The organism is Rhizobium sp. BK176, from assembly GCF_024808055.1.
On sequence record NZ_JANUBV010000022.1, the window covers coordinates 69189 to 86576 of the forward strand.

The 17388-nt window shown below is 60.1% G+C and carries 13 protein-coding genes; 6 read left to right on the plus strand and 7 right to left on the minus strand.

The window, feature by feature from the left end:
* Positions 1-2: 2 nt before the first annotated feature.
* From FHT76_RS34890 to FHT76_RS34905, 4 genes are all read right to left on the minus strand, one after another.
* Positions 3-587, minus strand: coding sequence for a tyrosine-protein phosphatase (locus FHT76_RS34890; RefSeq protein WP_183756969.1), 585 nt, complete (start codon positions 585-587; stop codon positions 3-5).
* A 78-nt stretch (positions 588-665) separates the two neighbouring features.
* Positions 666-1487, minus strand: a complete 822-nt coding sequence (gene radC, locus FHT76_RS34895; RefSeq protein ID WP_259129672.1) for a DNA repair protein RadC — start codon at positions 1485-1487, stop codon at positions 666-668.
* 7 nt (positions 1488-1494) lie between these two features.
* Complete coding sequence (map, locus tag FHT76_RS34900) at positions 1495-2331, minus strand: type I methionyl aminopeptidase (protein ID WP_183864159.1); 837 nt, start codon at positions 2329-2331, stop codon at positions 1495-1497.
* Between the two features lie 572 nt (positions 2332-2903).
* Positions 2904-4211, minus strand: coding sequence for a tlde1 domain-containing protein (locus FHT76_RS34905; protein ID WP_405049295.1), 1308 nt, complete (start codon positions 4209-4211; stop codon positions 2904-2906).
* Positions 4212-4519: 308 nt separating this feature from the next.
* On the opposite strand from FHT76_RS34905, the gene FHT76_RS34910 reads away from it, so the two are divergent.
* Positions 4520-5539: a class I SAM-dependent methyltransferase gene (locus tag FHT76_RS34910; RefSeq protein WP_259186330.1), complete on the plus strand. Its 1020-nt coding sequence runs from the start codon at positions 4520-4522 to the stop codon at positions 5537-5539.
* Between the two features lie 18 nt (positions 5540-5557).
* Here the strand turns inward: FHT76_RS34910 and phaC are convergent, their stop codons facing one another.
* The gene (phaC, locus tag FHT76_RS34915) at positions 5558-7396 is read right to left on the minus strand and encodes a class I poly(R)-hydroxyalkanoic acid synthase (protein ID WP_259129679.1); all 1839 of its coding nucleotides are present in this window, start codon (positions 7394-7396) and stop codon (positions 5558-5560) included.
* Between the two features lie 154 nt (positions 7397-7550).
* Between phaC and FHT76_RS34920 the strand changes: the two genes are divergently transcribed.
* The 4 genes from FHT76_RS34920 (at position 7551) to recJ (ending at position 12774) form a co-directional block, all read left to right on the plus strand.
* A complete protein-coding gene (locus tag FHT76_RS34920) occupies positions 7551-7967 on the plus strand; it encodes a hypothetical protein (RefSeq protein ID WP_183756963.1) in 417 nt (138 codons plus the stop codon).
* 225 nt (positions 7968-8192) lie between these two features.
* On the plus strand, positions 8193-9410 hold the full coding sequence (locus FHT76_RS34925) for an LL-diaminopimelate aminotransferase (RefSeq protein ID WP_024314005.1): 1218 nt from the start codon (positions 8193-8195) through the stop codon (positions 9408-9410).
* A gap of 64 nt (positions 9411-9474) precedes the next feature.
* Positions 9475-10797 carry a homoserine dehydrogenase gene (locus FHT76_RS34930; RefSeq protein ID WP_183864163.1) on the plus strand — a complete coding sequence of 441 codons (1323 nt, stop codon included), beginning with the start codon at positions 9475-9477 and terminating at the stop codon, positions 10795-10797.
* Between the two features lie 174 nt (positions 10798-10971).
* On the plus strand, positions 10972-12774 hold the full coding sequence (gene recJ / locus FHT76_RS34935; RefSeq protein WP_183864222.1) for a single-stranded-DNA-specific exonuclease RecJ: 1803 nt from the start codon (positions 10972-10974) through the stop codon (positions 12772-12774).
* Between the two features lie 55 nt (positions 12775-12829).
* Here recJ and FHT76_RS34940 read toward each other — a convergent pair whose 3' ends face one another.
* Positions 12830-14074 (minus strand): glycosyltransferase family 2 protein, encoded by a 1245-nt coding sequence (locus tag FHT76_RS34940; protein WP_183864164.1) that lies wholly within the window; start codon positions 14072-14074, stop codon positions 12830-12832.
* 809 nt (positions 14075-14883) lie between these two features.
* On the minus strand, positions 14884-15171 hold the full coding sequence (locus tag FHT76_RS34945) for a hypothetical protein (RefSeq protein WP_183756959.1): 288 nt from the start codon (positions 15169-15171) through the stop codon (positions 14884-14886).
* 887 nt (positions 15172-16058) lie between these two features.
* Between FHT76_RS34945 and FHT76_RS34950 the strand changes: the two genes are divergently transcribed.
* Positions 16059-17171: an AraC family transcriptional regulator gene (locus tag FHT76_RS34950; RefSeq protein ID WP_246712712.1), complete on the plus strand. Its 1113-nt coding sequence runs from the start codon at positions 16059-16061 to the stop codon at positions 17169-17171.
* Positions 17172-17388: the final 217 nt, after the last annotated feature.

Sequence of the window (17388 nt, forward strand, 5' to 3'; positions counted from 1 at the left end):
TATCAGGATTCACTGAAGCCAAGCAGGGGTTCTAGCTTCTCGAAGGTGCGATCCATCGCGAAAGCGCGGCTGATCGGAAGCGGAATATGGCCATAGAGAATCGACATCTGTCCCTCCGCCACGTGTTCGTTCGTCTTGCTGATTGCCGCAAGGTACAGGGCTGCTGCAAGCCCGGTGCGATCGGAACCGGACAGGCAATGGATCAACAAGGGTTTCGGAGCGTCCTTCATGACCTGGATCAATTCCTTCGCCTGCTCCGGAGTAAGCTCCCTGTAAGCGGACATTGGAAAATCGATGTGCTCGATACCGAGCGACTTCGCTTGTGCGACTTCGGCTTGCCACACGGGGGTATTGACGCCGCCACGCAGGCTGATGATCGTCTTGATCCCGTAGCGCTTCTCGAACTCCGCGATGGCCCGCGGGGAGGGCTGCGACGAGCGGTAGACCTCGCCGGCGACTACGCTATGAAAATTGTCGGTCGCGAACAGGTAGACGGCGTAGCCGCCGATCGTGAGCGTGAGGAGCGCAAGACATTGTACTGCAAGTCTCCAGGACCGTGGAAATTGGCGGGGGGCGATCGTGGTCATGGAGGTCTCGAAGCAGGACGGTTGCAGCGTCCTCGCTTTGCCACCCAAACCTGACTGGCACCTGAAGCGGCCCGGGCCCTAAATCAGACGCAGGCCCTTGAGGCTCGCATGGCCATCCTTGCCGATGATGATGTGATCGTGGACCGTGATCCCGAGCGGCTTTGCCGTGTCGACAATCATCTTCGTCATGTCGATATCGGCGCGCGACGGCGTAGGATCCCCGGAAGGATGGTTGTGGACCAAGATCAAGGCGGTGGCGGAAAGCTCGAGCGCCCGCCGCACCACCTCGCGCGGATAAACCGGCGTATGGTCGACCGTTCCGCGTCCCTGAACCTCATCGGCGATCAACGCGTTGCGCTTGTCGAGAAACAAAATGCGGAACTGCTCGCGTGTCTCGTGCGCCATCGCCGCATGGCAATACTGGATGACCGACGACCAGGACGAGAGCACCTGCTTGCCGCGCAGTTCGCTCTTCAGGGTTCGCTGCGCCACTGTCGATATCAGTTTCAGATCGAGTGCCACGGCCTCGCCGATGCCCTTTACCTCTTGCAGCAGCGGCAGAGGCGCACCGAAAACCGCTGCGAGTGAACCGAAGCGCTCGAGCAACGCCTTGGCGATCGGTTTGGTGTCGCGCCGCGGGATCAATCTGAACAGCAGCAATTCGAGCAGCTCGTAGTCGGCAAGCGCCGTATCGCCATGCTGGCGAAAGCGGTCACGCAATCGCTCCCGGTGGCCGTGGTAGTGCTCTTCCTTGCCAAGCGATGCCGGGAGATTGGATTGTTTCACCAGCGAGGCCGGTTTGGCGGCCTGTTCCGCGAAGAAAGAGCGTTCATCGCTTCCGTCGCTGGTGGCGAAGGGCAGTTCGGCGTCGTTGGAGTGCGAAACAGGACCCTTCGTCATCAAGTGCTCATCGGTTCAAGGGCGGAAGGCCGGGGCGGTCGAGGCCGCCGGGAGAAAGAGTGAAGATCTCGCAGCCGTCGGCGGTGACGCCGACCGTGTGTTCGTATTGCGCGGAAAGCGAGCGATCGCGCGTGACGGCGGTCCAGCCGTCGGCCAGCACTTTCACATGCGGACGACCGAGGTTGATCATCGGCTCGATGGTGAAGATCATGCCCTCACGCAGCTCCGGTCCCTCGCTGGCGCGCCCGTAGTGCAGAATGTTCGGGGAGTCGTGGAAGAGGGCGCCTACACCATGGCCGCAGAAATCGCGCACGACGGAACAGCGTTCGGCTTCGGCGTACGTTTGAATGGCTTCCCCAATTGCACCGGTGCGAGCGCCAGGGCGAACGGCCGCGATGCCGCGCAGCAGGGATTCGTAAGTCACTTCAAGAAGCCGCTCTGCGGCGCGTTTGATGGTACCGACCGGATACATCCGGCTTGAATCGCCGTGCCAGCCATCGACCACATAGGTGACGTCGATATTGACGATATCGCCCTCGCGCAGCGGCTTGGCATCCGGAATACCGTGGCAGACGACATGGTTGATCGAGGTGCAGGTCGATTTCGTGTAACCGCGATAGTTGAGGGTCGCCGGAATAGCACCGTTGTCCATGCCGAACTCGAAGACGAAACGGTCAATTGCATCGGTCGCCAAGCCGGGCTTTACGACAGCGGCCAGCTCATCCAGGCAGCGCGCCGTGAGGCGGCAAGCCTTGCGCATTCCCTCGAAAGCTTCGGAATCGTAGAGCCTGATTGCGCCCGTATTCTTCGACGGTGCGGAAGAGGCTTCGATATAATTCACCATTGCAGGCCCTTAGCGATTGTCATTCTGGTACATAATGCAGCTATGCCGGGTTCGTCCATCGCGATCAATGGGTGGAACATTATTTCTGGCTGCGCGGTCGCTTTGAACCTGCGCTCCGGCCTTTCAACCGACCGCAGCACTAACCTACACGCGATCCTTTCGGCCCGTGGCTTGATCCTGCATGTCACTCGGACGGGGCGCTGGAAATTGCCTCGCTGGAGTAAAAACAATATGGCGCTTCCCAGCGCCCCGTTCGGCGGTTTGTGCCCGCAACTCCGGTCCCTCTGCAGCCTTGCCGGAGGAAGCCCAAGCTTCTTCAGGGGGCCATGTGTGCCACACAGGCACGTCCGAGGCTCAACTCGGCGCCGCATTCGCGCGGACGCCGCCGTCCCCGGAGGGAGACCATTTTCTGCGGACCCCTGATGCGGAAGCTCACGTCCTTCTTCCACATCCGGCGCCGTTCCCGCCCCGCCGCAACGCCTTGCGGTGTATCCGCGGCGGGACGAGGGGATGATGGCATAGCCGATCAATACGGGGAAAATCGAGTATGTCTTTTATTGATAACGACCTACTCAGGAGCGGGACGAAAACAGCGAGGCGAAGGTGGAAGTCGGCTTGTTCGGCATACTGGTGACCACAACCAGCTGACGTATCTGGCCGCGCTTGAAGGCGGCGAGGAAGCGCTTGTAATCCCTGAAGGATACGCAACCGTTGGAGTCGCCGCGGGCGCCGAGCATATAGGTGTGCGCGAGCAGACCGACGCGGTTATAGACGTAGCCTGCGCCACCGACAGGGTTGAGGCGGATCGCTTCGACACCGTGGAAGAGGCTTTCACGCATCGTCAGATTGTACGTGTGCGGTGGGGTCGGTCCGCGGTTCTTGGCATGCACGAAACGCGGGTTGTCACGCATCTTGCCGAGGCCGGAATGGGCCTCCAGGCGTTCGCCGTTCGGAAGGTAGACGACGTTGGCGGAAATGTCGTACACCGCGACGCCGCTGCGCGCGACCGGGGCAGACAGTCCCTTCTTTACCGTCGGCATCGCGTCTTCGTCATCATCCGAGGCGCCCGCATCCGGCCGGGCATAGGCGAGTACCGGTTCTGCTGGAGCGCTGCGATCGCTAGGCGTCGCGCGCTTGCTCAGGCCGTCGGGCCGAGCCATCGGCAAAGGGATCGACGTGTCGCTGCCGCTCAACACGAGATCGAACGGCTGGCTTGTGGCCGGAGCCGGTTGCGCGGCCGGCGCAAGGCTTGCAACCTCGACCGGGCCAGGCTTGGGGGCGGCGGGCGGGACCTGCCCCTTGATGACGGCCTCGGGTTGCGCGGCGAGCGCCAGTAGGGCAGGGCCTTCGGCTGCCGCGACCTCTGCCTTCGAGGGAATGATGATCCGATCAGCCGAGGCAACGGCGACAGGTGTCGTCGTAACAGCGTCATCCTTTGCCCGCGCCGGCTGGGCAGGTGCTGTTGCTGCCGCAATCATGGCCGGCTTGTTCGGCGAGGCTTCAGAAACGGTAAGAGGCTCCGACTGCCCGACGAATGCTGCTGCGAGCGCTGCGGACGGGGTCGCCACGCGAACGCCCCTTGCCAGCGCCAGTTCACTCTCGGTGCTCATGCGCAGCCTCGAGAATTTCTTGACGTGAACGAGGCGCTGCGTCGGCTCAGCGTTGGTGACGGCTAGGGGTGCAAGCGCGGCGTTGGCAAGCGGACCCGCGCTCGGAGCGACCATATGCATGGTCGCGACGGTGGCGACGACCCAAGCTGAAGCGGCAAACCCGGCACCGATAAGAGCTGCACCTGAAAGGAAGCGGAAAGCGGAAACGAAACGAGAAATGGGGGTACCTATGGGCCTGCTACTGCTAAACACATCGACCGCCAACGCCATAACACTCGTCTTTCACAACTCGTTACTGGGCCGGCGGTACTAACTGATCTTCTTCGCCGGGGCCGGTATAGGAGCATCAGGGCTAAATTGCGGCTCGCTAATATGTCCGGTTGCCTGGTAGGATGACGAATTATGGTAACCAATTCCTTTACGGGAGCGCGCAAGCCGTTCGAAATTGAAACGGGGGCCTTTGCGCATCGCCGCGGCCTTCTTTTGCGCAATCCTCCCTCTTCTCATGACGTGCCGAGAAGTGCGGATTCTGCTATATGTCCTTCCCGTCGTAGCTCCACGCTGGGAGGGAAAAGCCGATGTCTTCGACGCAAGTGGTTCATGAAGAGGTCTCGCCGGCCTTGCTGGTCGAGGCGATGTTCGCATTTCGGAAAACGGCCGCGATGAAGGCGGCCATCGAATTCGATGTTTTCACGAGACTTGCCGGGGACGGTAAAACCGCGGCGATGCTCGCGTCGGAGTTGGGTTGCGCCGAGCGCGGAGTGCGCATTCTCTGCGACTTTCTGGTGACTTCCGGTTTCCTGACGAAGGGCGGCGACAATTACGCGCTGACGCCGTCGAGCCAGGTCTTTCTCGATCGGCGCTCGCCAGCCTATATGGGGGCTGCCATCGATTTCCTCGGCTCGCCACAAATGGTGTCGTTGCTGCTCGACGACCCGGCTGCCTATGTCCGCAATGGCGGTTCCGTCGGCTTGGCGAACGTCGCCCCTGACAATCCGGTGTGGGTCAAGTTTGCCCGCGCCATGGGTGCGTTCACCGGCGTAAGCGCAAAAGCCCTGGCATCGGATGTCGCGACGTGGCCAACGCCGCCAAGCAAGGTGCTCGATATTGCCGCCGGCCCCGGGTTCTTCGGGATCGAAATCGCCAAGGTGGCGGCGTCGGCACGCGTGGTTGCACTCGATTGGAAACCGGTTCTTGCTGTAACCCAAGAGAATGCGACGAAGGCGGGCGTGGCGGACCGGTTCACCTTCCAGGCTGGAAGTGCGTTCGGAGTCGATTGGGGCGGCGGCTATGACCTCATACTGCTCCCGAACTTCCTTCATCACTTCGATGTTGACGGCTGCATCGCGCTTTTGAAGAAGGCGCGAGCGAACCTGGTTCCCGGGGGGCGGGTCGGGATCGTTGAGTTCGTTCCAAACGAGGATCGCGTCTCGCCGGAGTTCCCGGCTGCTTTTGCCATGGTCATGCTGGCCACGACGCCGAGAGGCGACGCTTATACGCAACAAGAGCTTGCCGACATGGCCGAATCGGCTGGGTTCCGCGTTGTCGCTTTCAAGCCGCTGCCACCATCGCCGGCCAGCCTGATCTTCCTGGAGTGATGGGTTAAGGTCTCGACCCTAGGCTCGCTCCATCACATAGCTTCCCGGCGCCTCTTCGATGGCGTTGAGCGCGGCACCGCCCGGCTTCCGGGCGGGCACGCGCTTGCCATCCTTGGCCTCGATCCAGGCCTGCCAGTGTGGCCACCACGAGCCGGCATTTTCGGCGGCTTCAGTAAACCACGCATCGTAGTCGCCCTTTGCCGCGCCACCGGTCCAGTATTGGTATTTCTTCTTGTCCGGCGGATTGACGACGCCGGCGATATGGCCGGAGCCCGCGAGCACGAAATCGACCTTGCCGCCGAAGAACTGGCTGCCGAGAAACACCGATTTTGCCGGCGCGATATGATCCTCGCGGGTTGCTAGGTTGTAGATCGGGATCTTGACGTCCTTGAGCGACAGCTTGTGGCCGTCAAGGATCATCTCGTTGGCGGTCAACGCGTTCCTGAGGTAGCAATTGCGCAGGTAGAAGGCGTGGTTGGCTGCCGCCATGCGGGTGGAATCGGCATTCCAGAAGAGCAGGTCGAAGGGCATGGGATCCTGGCCCTTCAGGTAATTGTTGACGAAGTAGGGCCAGATCAGCTCCGAGGCCCGCAGCATGTTGAAGGCGGTTGCCATCTTCGAACCGTCGAGGTAGCCGATCTCGTCCATATGGGCTTCAAGCCGTCCCAACTGTTCCTCGTCGACGAAGACTTTGAGGTCGCCGGCATAGGTGAAATCCACCTGCGTCGTGAAAAGGGTGGCGGTCTTGATCCGCTTGTTCTTCTCCTTGGCATGCAGCGCCAGCGTTGCGGCAAGCAGCGTGCCGCCGACACAGTAGCCAACAGCGTTCGCCTCCTTCTCGCCCGTCGCCTTCTCGATCGTATCGAGGGCAAAGTCGATGCCCTCGCGCGCATAGGCGGCCCAGTCTTTTTGCGCATGGCGGGCGTCTGGATTGACCCAGGAAATCACGAAGACGGTCTGTCCCTGGTCGACACACCATTTGATGAACGATTTCTGCGGGTTGAGATCGAGGATGTAGAACTTGTTGATCCACGGCGGGCAGATGAGGAGCGGGCGTTTCAGCACCGTCTCTGTCGTCGGCTCATACTGGATGATCTGGCAGATCTCGTTCTGCGCGATCACCTTGCCGGCAGTAAGCGCCATGTCGCGGCCGACGGCGAATTTGGTCATGTCTGTCTGGCGAAGCCTCAGGTCGCCTTGGCCGGCGACGATATCCTCGGCGAGCATCTTCATGCCGCGAACCAGGTTTTCGCCGCTGGTGGCAATCGTTTCGCGATAAAGCTGCGGATTGGTGGCGACGAAGTTGGTTGGCGAAAGGGCGGCCGTGATCTGTTTCACATAGAAGCCGGCCTTGTGCTTCGTATGTTCGTCGAGGCCGTCGGTTTCGGCGACGATCTTCTCGGCCCAATCTGCGGTGATCAGGTAAACCTGCTTTAGAAATTCGAAGAACGGGTTCTTTTGCCAGTCCTCATCGGCAAAGCGTTTGTCCTTGCTGACCGATTCTTCCGCCGGCGTCTCGCCCTGCATGCGCTGCATCGACCGCATCCAGACTCCGAAGTAGCTGCTCATCAGCTGCGTCTGCGCCTCGAAGGTGCGGCGAGGATCGGCGATCCAGTACTCGGTGACCTTGGAGAGCGTCTTGACCATATCGGTCATCGGCTCTGCCGCATTCTCAGCGATCTCGCCGCGTTCGCGCGGCGCAAGCCAGGCAGTTGCCGCCTTGCCGAGATTTTCGAGCGCACGGGCGAAGTTGACCGCCATGGCCTCGGGATCTTTCAACAGGTAGGGATCTAGATCCTTTGCATTGAAGCCCGGGTTCTTTGCCTTGTTGCCGTTTTCCTGCTTGCTGTCGGTCACGCGTTTCCTCCGGCGGCAGCATGTTCCTGCAAATTGAGTTGTACATCTGGAAAGATCGATAAAACAAGTTCCGCTGACGCTTGCTCGTGCTATTGCTTTGTGGCTGCGACGAATCTAACAGTCGAAGCACCGCAGGATTTGGGACCTCTGGCACATGACGACAAACGGCATCCGCATCATCGCAAACGTGACCCGCATCGCGCTCATCAGCGCCGCCGCGGCCATGACGCTTGCCGGATGCCTGCAGACGCCTGAGGAAAAGGCCGCTTTCCGCGCCAGCCAGGCAGCGCCCACCCCTGTTGTCATGAATGCGACAAAGGGCGAGGCGCCGACCGTGAGCGGCCTGTCGCACTACAAGGACGGCTATCCCGGGTTTGGTGCGCCGCTAACAGCCGCAAACGTCCAGATGAGCGATCAGGAGGCCGGCGGGCTCCAGCAGAAGTTGACGGCACTCGCCGCCCAGCGCAAGGCCGGCACGATCTCGGAAGCCGAGTATCAGCGTCGCGTTGCGGAATTCCGCAAGCTGGCTGCCGAGCACGGCGCCGATACGCTCTCGGAAATCGCCAATTAGGCCTTGCCTTCGCTGCGATTTGGAAGCAAAGCCTTCCATCAGTGGCGGAAGATGAATTTTTCCCGATAATGCAAGGCCTGCACGGCTCTCTGTCAAAGAATTGCCGTGTGACGCAAGTCTGATGAATACGGCGTTTGTGATTCTGAAGTTCGTATCGCGAACAGCCGGGAATTTAGGACGAACTTCGAGCGCGGCCGCGGTGGCCGCATTTCCGTGGGGAAAGAAATGGAAGAGTTTCACAAAGTCCGGCGTTTGCCGCCTTACGTTTTCGAACAGGTCAACCGTTTGAAAGCAAGCGCGCGAGCGGGCGGGGCCGATATCATCGATCTCGGCATGGGAAACCCTGACCTTCCGACCCCGAAGGCGATCGTCGACAAGCTCTGCGAAGTGGTTCAGGACCCGCGCACACACCGCTATTCGTCGTCCAAGGGCATTCCCGGCCTTCGCCGGGCGCAGGCCGCCTACTACGCGCGCCGCTTCGGCGTGAAGCTCAATCCGGACACGCAGGTCGTCGCGACGCTGGGCTCCAAGGAAGGCTTCGCCAACATGGCGCAGGCAATCACGGCGCCTGGCGACGTGATTCTTTGCCCGAACCCGACGTACCCGATTCACGCCTTCGGCTTCCTGATGGCCGGCGGCGTCATTCGCTCGATGTCAGTCGAGCCGGACGAGAGCTTCTTCCCGCCGCTGGAGCGCGCGGTTCGTCACTCGATTCCAAAGCCGCTGGCGCTGATCCTCAACTATCCGTCCAACCCGACGGCTTTTGTGGCGACGCTGGACTTCTACAAGGACGTCATCGCCTTCGCCAAGAAGCACGACATCATCGTCTTGTCCGACCTTGCCTACTCCGAGATCTACTTCGACGGCGAGCCGCCTCCGTCGGTGCTAGAAGTTCCGGGCGCAATGGATGTGACCGTCGAGTTCACCTCGATGTCGAAGACCTTCTCGATGCCGGGCTGGCGCATGGGCTTTGCGGTCGGCAACGAGCGCCTGATCGCGGCACTGACGCGCGTCAAGTCCTACCTCGATTACGGCGCGTTTACGCCGATCCAGGTTGCGGCAACGCACGCGCTGAACGGCGACGGCTCCGACATTGCGGAAGTCCGCAACGTCTACAAGCGTCGCCGCGACGTCATGGTGGATACCTTCGGCAAGGCCGGCTTCGAGGTGCCGCCGCCGGCAGCAACGATGTTTGCCTGGGCCAAAATCCCGGAAAAGTTCCGTCACCTCGGTTCGCTCGAGTTCTCCAAGCTGCTCGTCGAGAAAGCCGACGTGGCGGTCGCGCCGGGCATCGGTTTCGGCGAAATGGGCGACGACTACGTGCGTCTGGCGCTCGTCGAGAACGAGCACCGTATTCGCCAGGCAGCCCGCAACATCAAGAAGTTCATGTCGACGGCAGACGAGACGATGCACAACGTCATCTCGCTCAACGCACATCGCTGATATAATCCCCTCAACGGCAGCCGCTTCGGCGGCTGCCCTTCATGACACATTTCAGGATCGATCCATGGCAGATGCCCTCAAAATCGGCATTGCGGGCTTGGGTACCGTTGGTGCTTCGCTTGTCCGTATCATTCAGCAGCGCAGCAACGAGCTGGCCGCAACGTGCGGACGCCCGATCCTGATTACGGGTGTTTCCGCCCGCGACAAGACCAAGGACCGCGGCATCGATGTTGGCGGCATCGAATGGTTCGACCGGCCGGAAGATCTGGCGGAGAAGGGCGACATCGACGTTTTCGTCGAACTCATGGGTGGAGTCGACGGTTCCGCGAACAGCTCCGTGCGCGCGGCTCTGCAGCGTGGTCTCCATGTGGTGACCGCGAACAAGGCGCTGCTTGCCTATCACGGCGTCGAGCTGGCGACGATCGCGGAAGAGAAGGGCGCGTTGCTGAACTTCGAAGCAGCCGTTGCCGGCGGCATCCCTGTCATCAAGGCGCTGCGTGAGTCACTGACCGGTAACACGATCTCCCGCATCTACGGGATCATGAACGGCACCTGCAACTACATCCTGACGAAGATGGAGAAAGAGGGCCTGTCCTTCGCCGACTGCCTGAAGGAAGCACAGCGCCTCGGCTATGCAGAAGCCGATCCGGCCTTCGATATTGAAGGCAACGACACCGCCCACAAGCTCTCGATTCTCACGACACTTGCCTTCGGAAACCAGATCGCTGCCGACGATATCTATCTCGAAGGCATCACCAACATCTCGATCGAGGATATTCACGCTGCAGCCGATCTCGGCTACCGCATTAAGCTGCTCGGCGTTGCGCAGCGCACGGATACCGGCATCGAGCAGCGCGTGCATCCGACCATGGTGCCCGTCGATTCTGTGATTGCGCAGGTCGATGGCGTGACGAACGCGGTTGCGATCGAGTCGGACGTTCTCGGCGAGTTGCTGATGGTCGGCCCGGGCGCCGGCGGCAACGCAACGGCTTCGTCGGTGCTCGGTGACATCGCGGACATCGCCAAGAGCCGACCCGGCGCACAGCGCGTTCCCGTTCTCTGCCATCCTGCCAAGTCGCTGGAGCCCTATCGCAAGGCGCAGATGCAAAGCCACGAAGGCGGATATTTCATTCGCCTGACGGTACTCGACCGCACCGGCGTGTTCGCGAGTGTAGCCACCCACATGGCGGAAAACCAGATCTCGCTGGAATCGATCGTACAGCGTTCGAAGCAGCATCTGGCGCCGTCGCATCACCAGACGATCATCATGGTGACGCATGCGACAACCGAAGAGTCCGTCCGCAAGGCGGTCGCCGCAATCAAGGGCGAGGGTTACCATGTCGGAGAGCCGCAGGTGATCCGCATCGAGCGGCCGAAGGAAGACTGAGTCTTCCACGGGCGTTATGGCGTGCCGAATCCGGCGGCAGCTCTGATGCGTGCATCCACAGCTAACGTCATGCCTGGTGTCCAAAACCGTTGTGCGGCTGATCCAAGCCGCATAAAGCTGCCGATATCGCGCCCTGTCTCGGGGCGGTGACAAGCGTTGAGGGCAGCAGACGAGATGGAGATTCCGGCCGATCCTGTACAGCGCGCGTTTCTGGGCGTCGAGAAGTCCGTGTTGGACAATCGCTGGATTGCGCGCCTCGATCAAGCCGGCCAGAACCGGGCGCTCGCCATGTCGCAGATGCACGGGCTGCCTGAACTCATTGCGCGTGTTCTCGCCGGACGCGGCGTCACGGCTGACGAAGCGCTGGAGTTTCTTGATCCGACCCTTCGTGGCCTGATGCCTGATCCTTATACGCTGACGGATTGTGAGAAGGCTGCCAGGCGGCTTATGGAGGCAATTCGAAGCCAGCAGCAGGTTGCAATTTTCGGTGACTACGACGTTGACGGCGCATCGTCGTCGGCGCTGATGTTCCGATTTTTCAAGCACTTCGGCGTCAAGGCTGAGATCTATATTCCGGATCGCGTTTTTGAAGGTTATGGCCCCAACGCTGCGGCAATCGGCAGCCTGATCGACAATGGCGCACGGCTGATCGTCACCGTTGATTGTGGATCGACAAGCCACGACGCATTGGCCGAAGCTGCCAGGCGCAATATCGACGTCGTCGTCATAGATCACCACCAGGTGACACACGATTTGCCGCGTTGCCACGCGCTGGTCAATCCGAACCGCGAGGACGATCTCTCCGGGCAGGGACATCTTTGCGCCGCTGGCGTCGTGTTCCTGGTTCTCGTCGCGACGCTGCGGTTGTTGCGAGAGGCTGGCGATCCGCGCGCCAAATCGATCGATCTGCTGCAATGGCTCGATATCGTTGCGCTTGCGACTGTCTGCGACGTCGTCCCGCTGAAGGGCCTGAACCGCGCTTACGTGGTCAAAGGGCTGATCGCCGCGCGACATCAGGGCAATGCCGGCCTGTCCGCGCTGTTCCGCAAGGCCGGTCTCGCCGGGCCTGTAACGCCCTACCATTTCGGATTTCTGATCGGCCCGCGCATCAATGCCGGCGGACGCATCGCCGACGCTGCGCTCGGGAGCCGCCTGCTCACTCTCGACGACACGGGCGAGGCCGAGGCGATCGCCCAGCGATTGGACGAGCTCAACCGTGACCGGCAGGCGATGGAAGCGGCAATGCTCCAGGAAGCCGAGGCGGAGGCGCTGGCGGAATACGGGGATGGCACAGGCGCCTCGGTGATCGTCACCGCGCATGAAAAGTGGCACCCTGGGATCGTCGGCCTGATTGCAGCCCGTCTCAAGGAAAAGTTCAAACGCCCGGCCTTTGCCATCGCTTTCGACCCGTCCGGCAAGGGTACCGGCTCGGGCCGCTCGATCAACGGCTTTGACATGGGCAAGATGGTGCGCGCAGCGGTGGACGAAGGCCTGCTGATCAAAGGCGGCGGCCACGCCATGGCTGCCGGCCTCACCGTTGAGCGCGACAAGCTCGGCCGTCTACGCAGCTTTTTTTATGAACGTGCCGAAAAGACAGTAGCGGCGCTCGTCGCCAACGAGACGTTGAAGATCGACGGGGCGATTGCAGCCAGCGGCGCGACCCTCGATCTGATCGATCGGCTCGAGACAGCCGGCCCCTATGGTTCTGGCCACGCGCAGCCTCTCTTTGCGATTCCAGCCCACCGTCTTCGCGACTCCCGCCTGGTGGGCGAGAAGCACGTGAAAGTGACGCTCGAGGCCATGGACGGCACCCGGCTGGACGGGATTGCATTTCGGGCTGCCGATACGCAACTGGGCAACCTGTTGCTGAATTCCAGGGGCGCCAGCCTGCACGTTGCCGGCTCTCTCGGCGCGGACCACTATCAGGGCTCACGACGCATTCAGCTGCGCGTCCAGGACGCCGCGCCGGCGCGGTGATATCGGCGGATGCAGATGGCCAGCCGTTTCTGGACGACTGTGCCACAGACCGGCGTTAGATGAGAATGTGCTGCGTCAAGTCGCTCTCGATGAAGATCATGTTGGGCTTGTAGCCGCGCTCAAGGAATGTCTCGCGGCGGGCCATATCGGCTGCGAAGATCATTGTATTTTCGATCCCGATCGGATCATTGTCGTCGAGGTCGGCGGTGACATCGATTTCCGGCGGTAGACCGACATCGCGAAGCAGTTCGGTGATCAATGCCGGATCGGCCATGCCGCTGAGAATGAGCCGATCGACGCCTGCGGTTGCGGTCACCTGATAAGCGAGGGTCTGCATGGCGACCAGCATCGGGAAGGATTCGCGCAGTGCCGCGACTTCGGGGTGATCGCCCATGCCTCCGAGCGCGATGCGTGTATAAAGTTCGTAGGCCTTGATGAAATCCTTGCGAACCGCCCAGAAGCGAACCGCGACGGCCATGCGGTTGAGCGTGAAGACCTTGCACATTTCCTCGTAGATCGCACGTGCCTCGGGCGTCGTGCTGAGCTTTCCGCGCTTGGCGGCCATGTACAGGAAGTATTCGAGCCCGCCGCGATACTTGTCCCAGGCGACCATAACCTCCTCGTTGCCCGTCTGCGAGCGGTCGGGGGCCACCTTCGAGGCGACGACGGAGCGATAGAACGGCTGCTTGAGGAAGGCCACGCCGCTTTGGTCGAGCACATGAGCGAGATAGGGAAAGAAGCAGAAGCAAAAGTCGCGTGGAACCCACACGGAGCGCAGTGCCGACGAGCGGTAGATCGCAATTTCCGGGAAGATGTGGCGTTCGAACAGGAACTGAAACACTTCGACGAAGTCATGTTGGCCGAATTTGGTGTCCTCATCGACCTTGTAGAACGTGGTGAGGTCGCGGTCATTGATTTCGTCGTAGAGATACCAGGGCGCGTGGCAGGCGGACACGTCGGAATTAGCATCGAGGTAGGCGACCGCCGCCTTGACGCCCTCGGGAATGAGAAAGTCGTCGTCGGCGAGATAGATCGAATACTCACCGACCGCGTGGTGGAACGAGCTCGCGATATTCTTGTACGGCCCACCGTTGACTGCGCGACGGTAAAGGCGAATCGGAAGGCCCCTCGCGATGAACTCTTCGACGACCTCAGCCGTATTGTCGGTTGAGGCATTGTCGGAAATTACGATCTCGTAGGGGAAGTCGAAGTCGTAGGTTTCGCAATGCTCGAGTGCGTTGCGCAGATACGCTTCCCGATTGTAGGTCGGGATGCAGATGCTGAGTTTGATACCGCTCAATTGAATGCTCTCCGGGGCAGGGCGTTGCCTTCATGGCGTTGGTCGAAGGGCGCGGGGCGCCCGAAATTCTGCGGATCATGATTTCAAGGCGAGACGCTGCGATCACGGGCGGACCAAGGGGCCGCTCTCTCCACGGGGAGTCGCTCCCCTGTGAGCATTGCAACTTCCATCAAGATCGCCTCCGCGATGGGGATCTGTGCGCGGCCGCTTGCCGGCAAAGATTTGATGTGACTATCTATGGGGTAAAGTTGGAGCGAGGCTGGTGTTCGCGGTCGTGCGGGAAGCCGCAGCGACCGATAAGGCAATCGGAGAGATGAAGTCACGTTTTGTGGCGAGAGCGCCGCGCGTTCGCTAACTCAGACCGCGAGATTGTGCGTCCATGCGTTGATTCGAATTAGGAACGCCTAAGCCGGTCTTGCGACCTCAAAGGACTTGAAATTCAGCGACGGCTCGTTCGAGCCTATAGTTTTTCTGCTCGCAACGAAGCGAAGTACTGTTTTCGCATAGGCTCACGCGGCGTGCTATCAGCATTGAGCGCGCATGGCGCCACAGGACCGGCAAGTGGGGCGGCTCAATGGACTTGCTCGAAAGTGAAAGGATCTGTCAGAAAAGAGCCACTTTCAGTGACTTCAGCAAGCTTGAACAAATCCGTCTGCTCCAATGGGGGCCTTCCGCCAACCGCGCTGCAGCAACCGGTGGCAGCTAGACGAATACTTGATCAGCTTCCATCGAACCCGTGGAAACGTTAGTGCTCATGCCTCGCGCTATTTAGGAGTGGAGGGGGAAATGGCTTACCCCCTCGCGTACCCTCAATGATGGCTGCCGTTGCCGTTGTTGCCATTTGACAAGCCATTGGCATTGCCGTTCATCACACCATAGGATTGCATCAAGTTAGGGCGGGATGCCGGCCCCGTTGTCTGGTCGACGCCAGATGTACCGTTGCCGCCAATGTAGTCCCCGTTGCCGGTGTAGGACGACGACGACCGGCCGACGGTCGAGCCGTTGGATGTGGTGGGCTTACTGTCAATCGTAGCCTGCGCAAAGGCAGAGCTGGCGGCAAGAGTGATTGCGGCGGTGGCTATAATGAGAGACTTCATAGTTCGTTGTTCCTTTTAGCTCGAAGCATGATTGCTTCGCACTCAGGTTGTATTAGCGTCGTTGCAGCGAAGGCGCTTGTTCTGGAATGCCAGTTGTTTGCCCGTGTCTGCCAGGACACAGATTTGTCTATCGCTCATTTGCGGTCTTAGGCGCTGGGAGGTCGTCACGAACGCCCCGGCCAATGCACAGATTTGCGTCTCAAAACGTTCGTGCTGTCCAATCGTCATCGCCGGTGATCCACTGGTGGCCACGCCCAAGGACCTTAGCGGGGGCGTGCTTCCCGTATTCCTGGCTCTTGGCCCGGCTGGCTTCGTTGCGCGCTACCCTCTCTTTATTGCGATTGGGAGGCTCAAATCGATAAACCGAGCCTGCAGAAGGGAAAGGGCAAGATGGTCGCCCGCATTGACCCATCTGCTGTTGTCACCCGAAAACGCGCCCTCATGGAAATCAGGTGGGGCTGCGCACCTGCTTCCGAGAGGGGCGGACCAAGATCGAGTTTCTGCAAAAGCTTGTATGCCCGCGCAGTCGGACTATCGGTTGTGTCAAAATGGTCTTGCCAGAACGGCCCATCGATTTGGTTGTCGTAGTTCGCTGGTTCGACGCCGTACGTCTCCCATACAGGAGCCAAATCTGTTGGATTGTTGTGGCGAACGTCCTCACTGACGAAGGAATTCTCGCCACGTGGGTGGTCGGGGAGGGGCCAACTCATATGGCTCCAAGGACAGAAGCAACTCGTCACCAAGCGCGCGGTCGCGCGAGTGTCCATTCGGCGTCTTCTTGTTGGTGGCGGTTGTATTGCGCGGAAAGGCGCTTGGCTTGTCGTGTGCAGACATTAGTTTGCGCTAAGCTGCCACATTACAATTGGAAAAAAAGTGAGCGCTCTTGGTTGAAGATTGCGCGTGTCACGACAGATAGTAGCAATATCTGGCTTGGTGGGGACAACGCCATGGCTGGGCGGGGTAAAGCTAATATTCAGAGCCTGATCAACGGACCTACTGCATGGGGACTTGCCACGCGTTTGGCAGTTCGGCATCTGGAACGCGCTGGAATGGAGGTCGCGCCGCTTCTGTTGCAGTCTGGTCTATCAAGCGTGGCCATCGCGGAGCGCCAACGAATTCATGTTACGGCGCAAATGCGGTTCCTGGAGTTGGTGGGCTACGCTTTGAAGAATGCGTGGATAGGTCTCACCTTGGCCAAGGAGTGCGACCTGCGCGAACTTGGGATGCTTTATTACGTGGCGGCCTCATCACATGATCTAGGTGACGCTTTTAAACGCCTCTCAAGGTACGTAAGCCTTGGAAATGAGGCACTCGTCGTGAGGTTAGGGGAAAGGCCTGCATGCTCCATCGAAGTCTCGTACGCCGGCGTGCAGCGTCATCGGGACCGGCACCAGATGGAATTGCTGGCCTTTGCCGTCTTGCGTTTGTGCCGAAAACTCGTCGGACGGGATCTTTCGCCACACAAGGTGAGATTCATCCATCATCGAACTGGCGACCTGAGTCAAATCAGGCGAACGTTTGGGTGTGAGGTCGAGTTCGATGCAGAAATGGATGAGATCATTTTCAACGCCGGAACACTGGAGCTCCCTGTCGTTGGAGACGACCCATTTCTCAACGAACTGATATTGAAGATGTGCGACGAGGCGATGACGGCCCGCCTGGCCAACACTAGCCGCTTTCGAACTATCGTGGAAAACAACATTGCGCCACTCTTGCCGCATGCCGAGGCGACCATAAAAGCCGTCGCGAAGCGACTTGGTCTAAGCGAGAGGACATTTGCTCGGAAATTGGCGGCGGAGGGGATAAGCTTTGGCGAAATCCTGGACCAAATGCGCCGTGATCTTGCGATCCGCTACCTAGAGGACGATCTTCAGGCGTCCCAGATTGCCTGGTTATTGGGATTTCACCATCCGAGCTCCTTCAGTCATGCGTGCCGACGTTGGACAGGCAAAAGCCCGCTTGAATTTCGGCGCGCTCCTGTACGTGACCCCGCAGAGTAGTCAAGCGGACAGATCCTCGTCTTTCAGCGCGAGATGTGCCAAATTTTCGCTTTCACGGCCGATGCTATGCGCCCGCCCATAGTTCAGGGTTCGACTTGATGGTCATTTCTCACCCTTCGGAAGTAAGCGCGATTTTCGATGCGCATTGACGGCTGCTGCACTGCTGGCCTCGCATCAGTACCGAGATCCGGCTCTGTTAGGCGGTGGATGTTTTCGA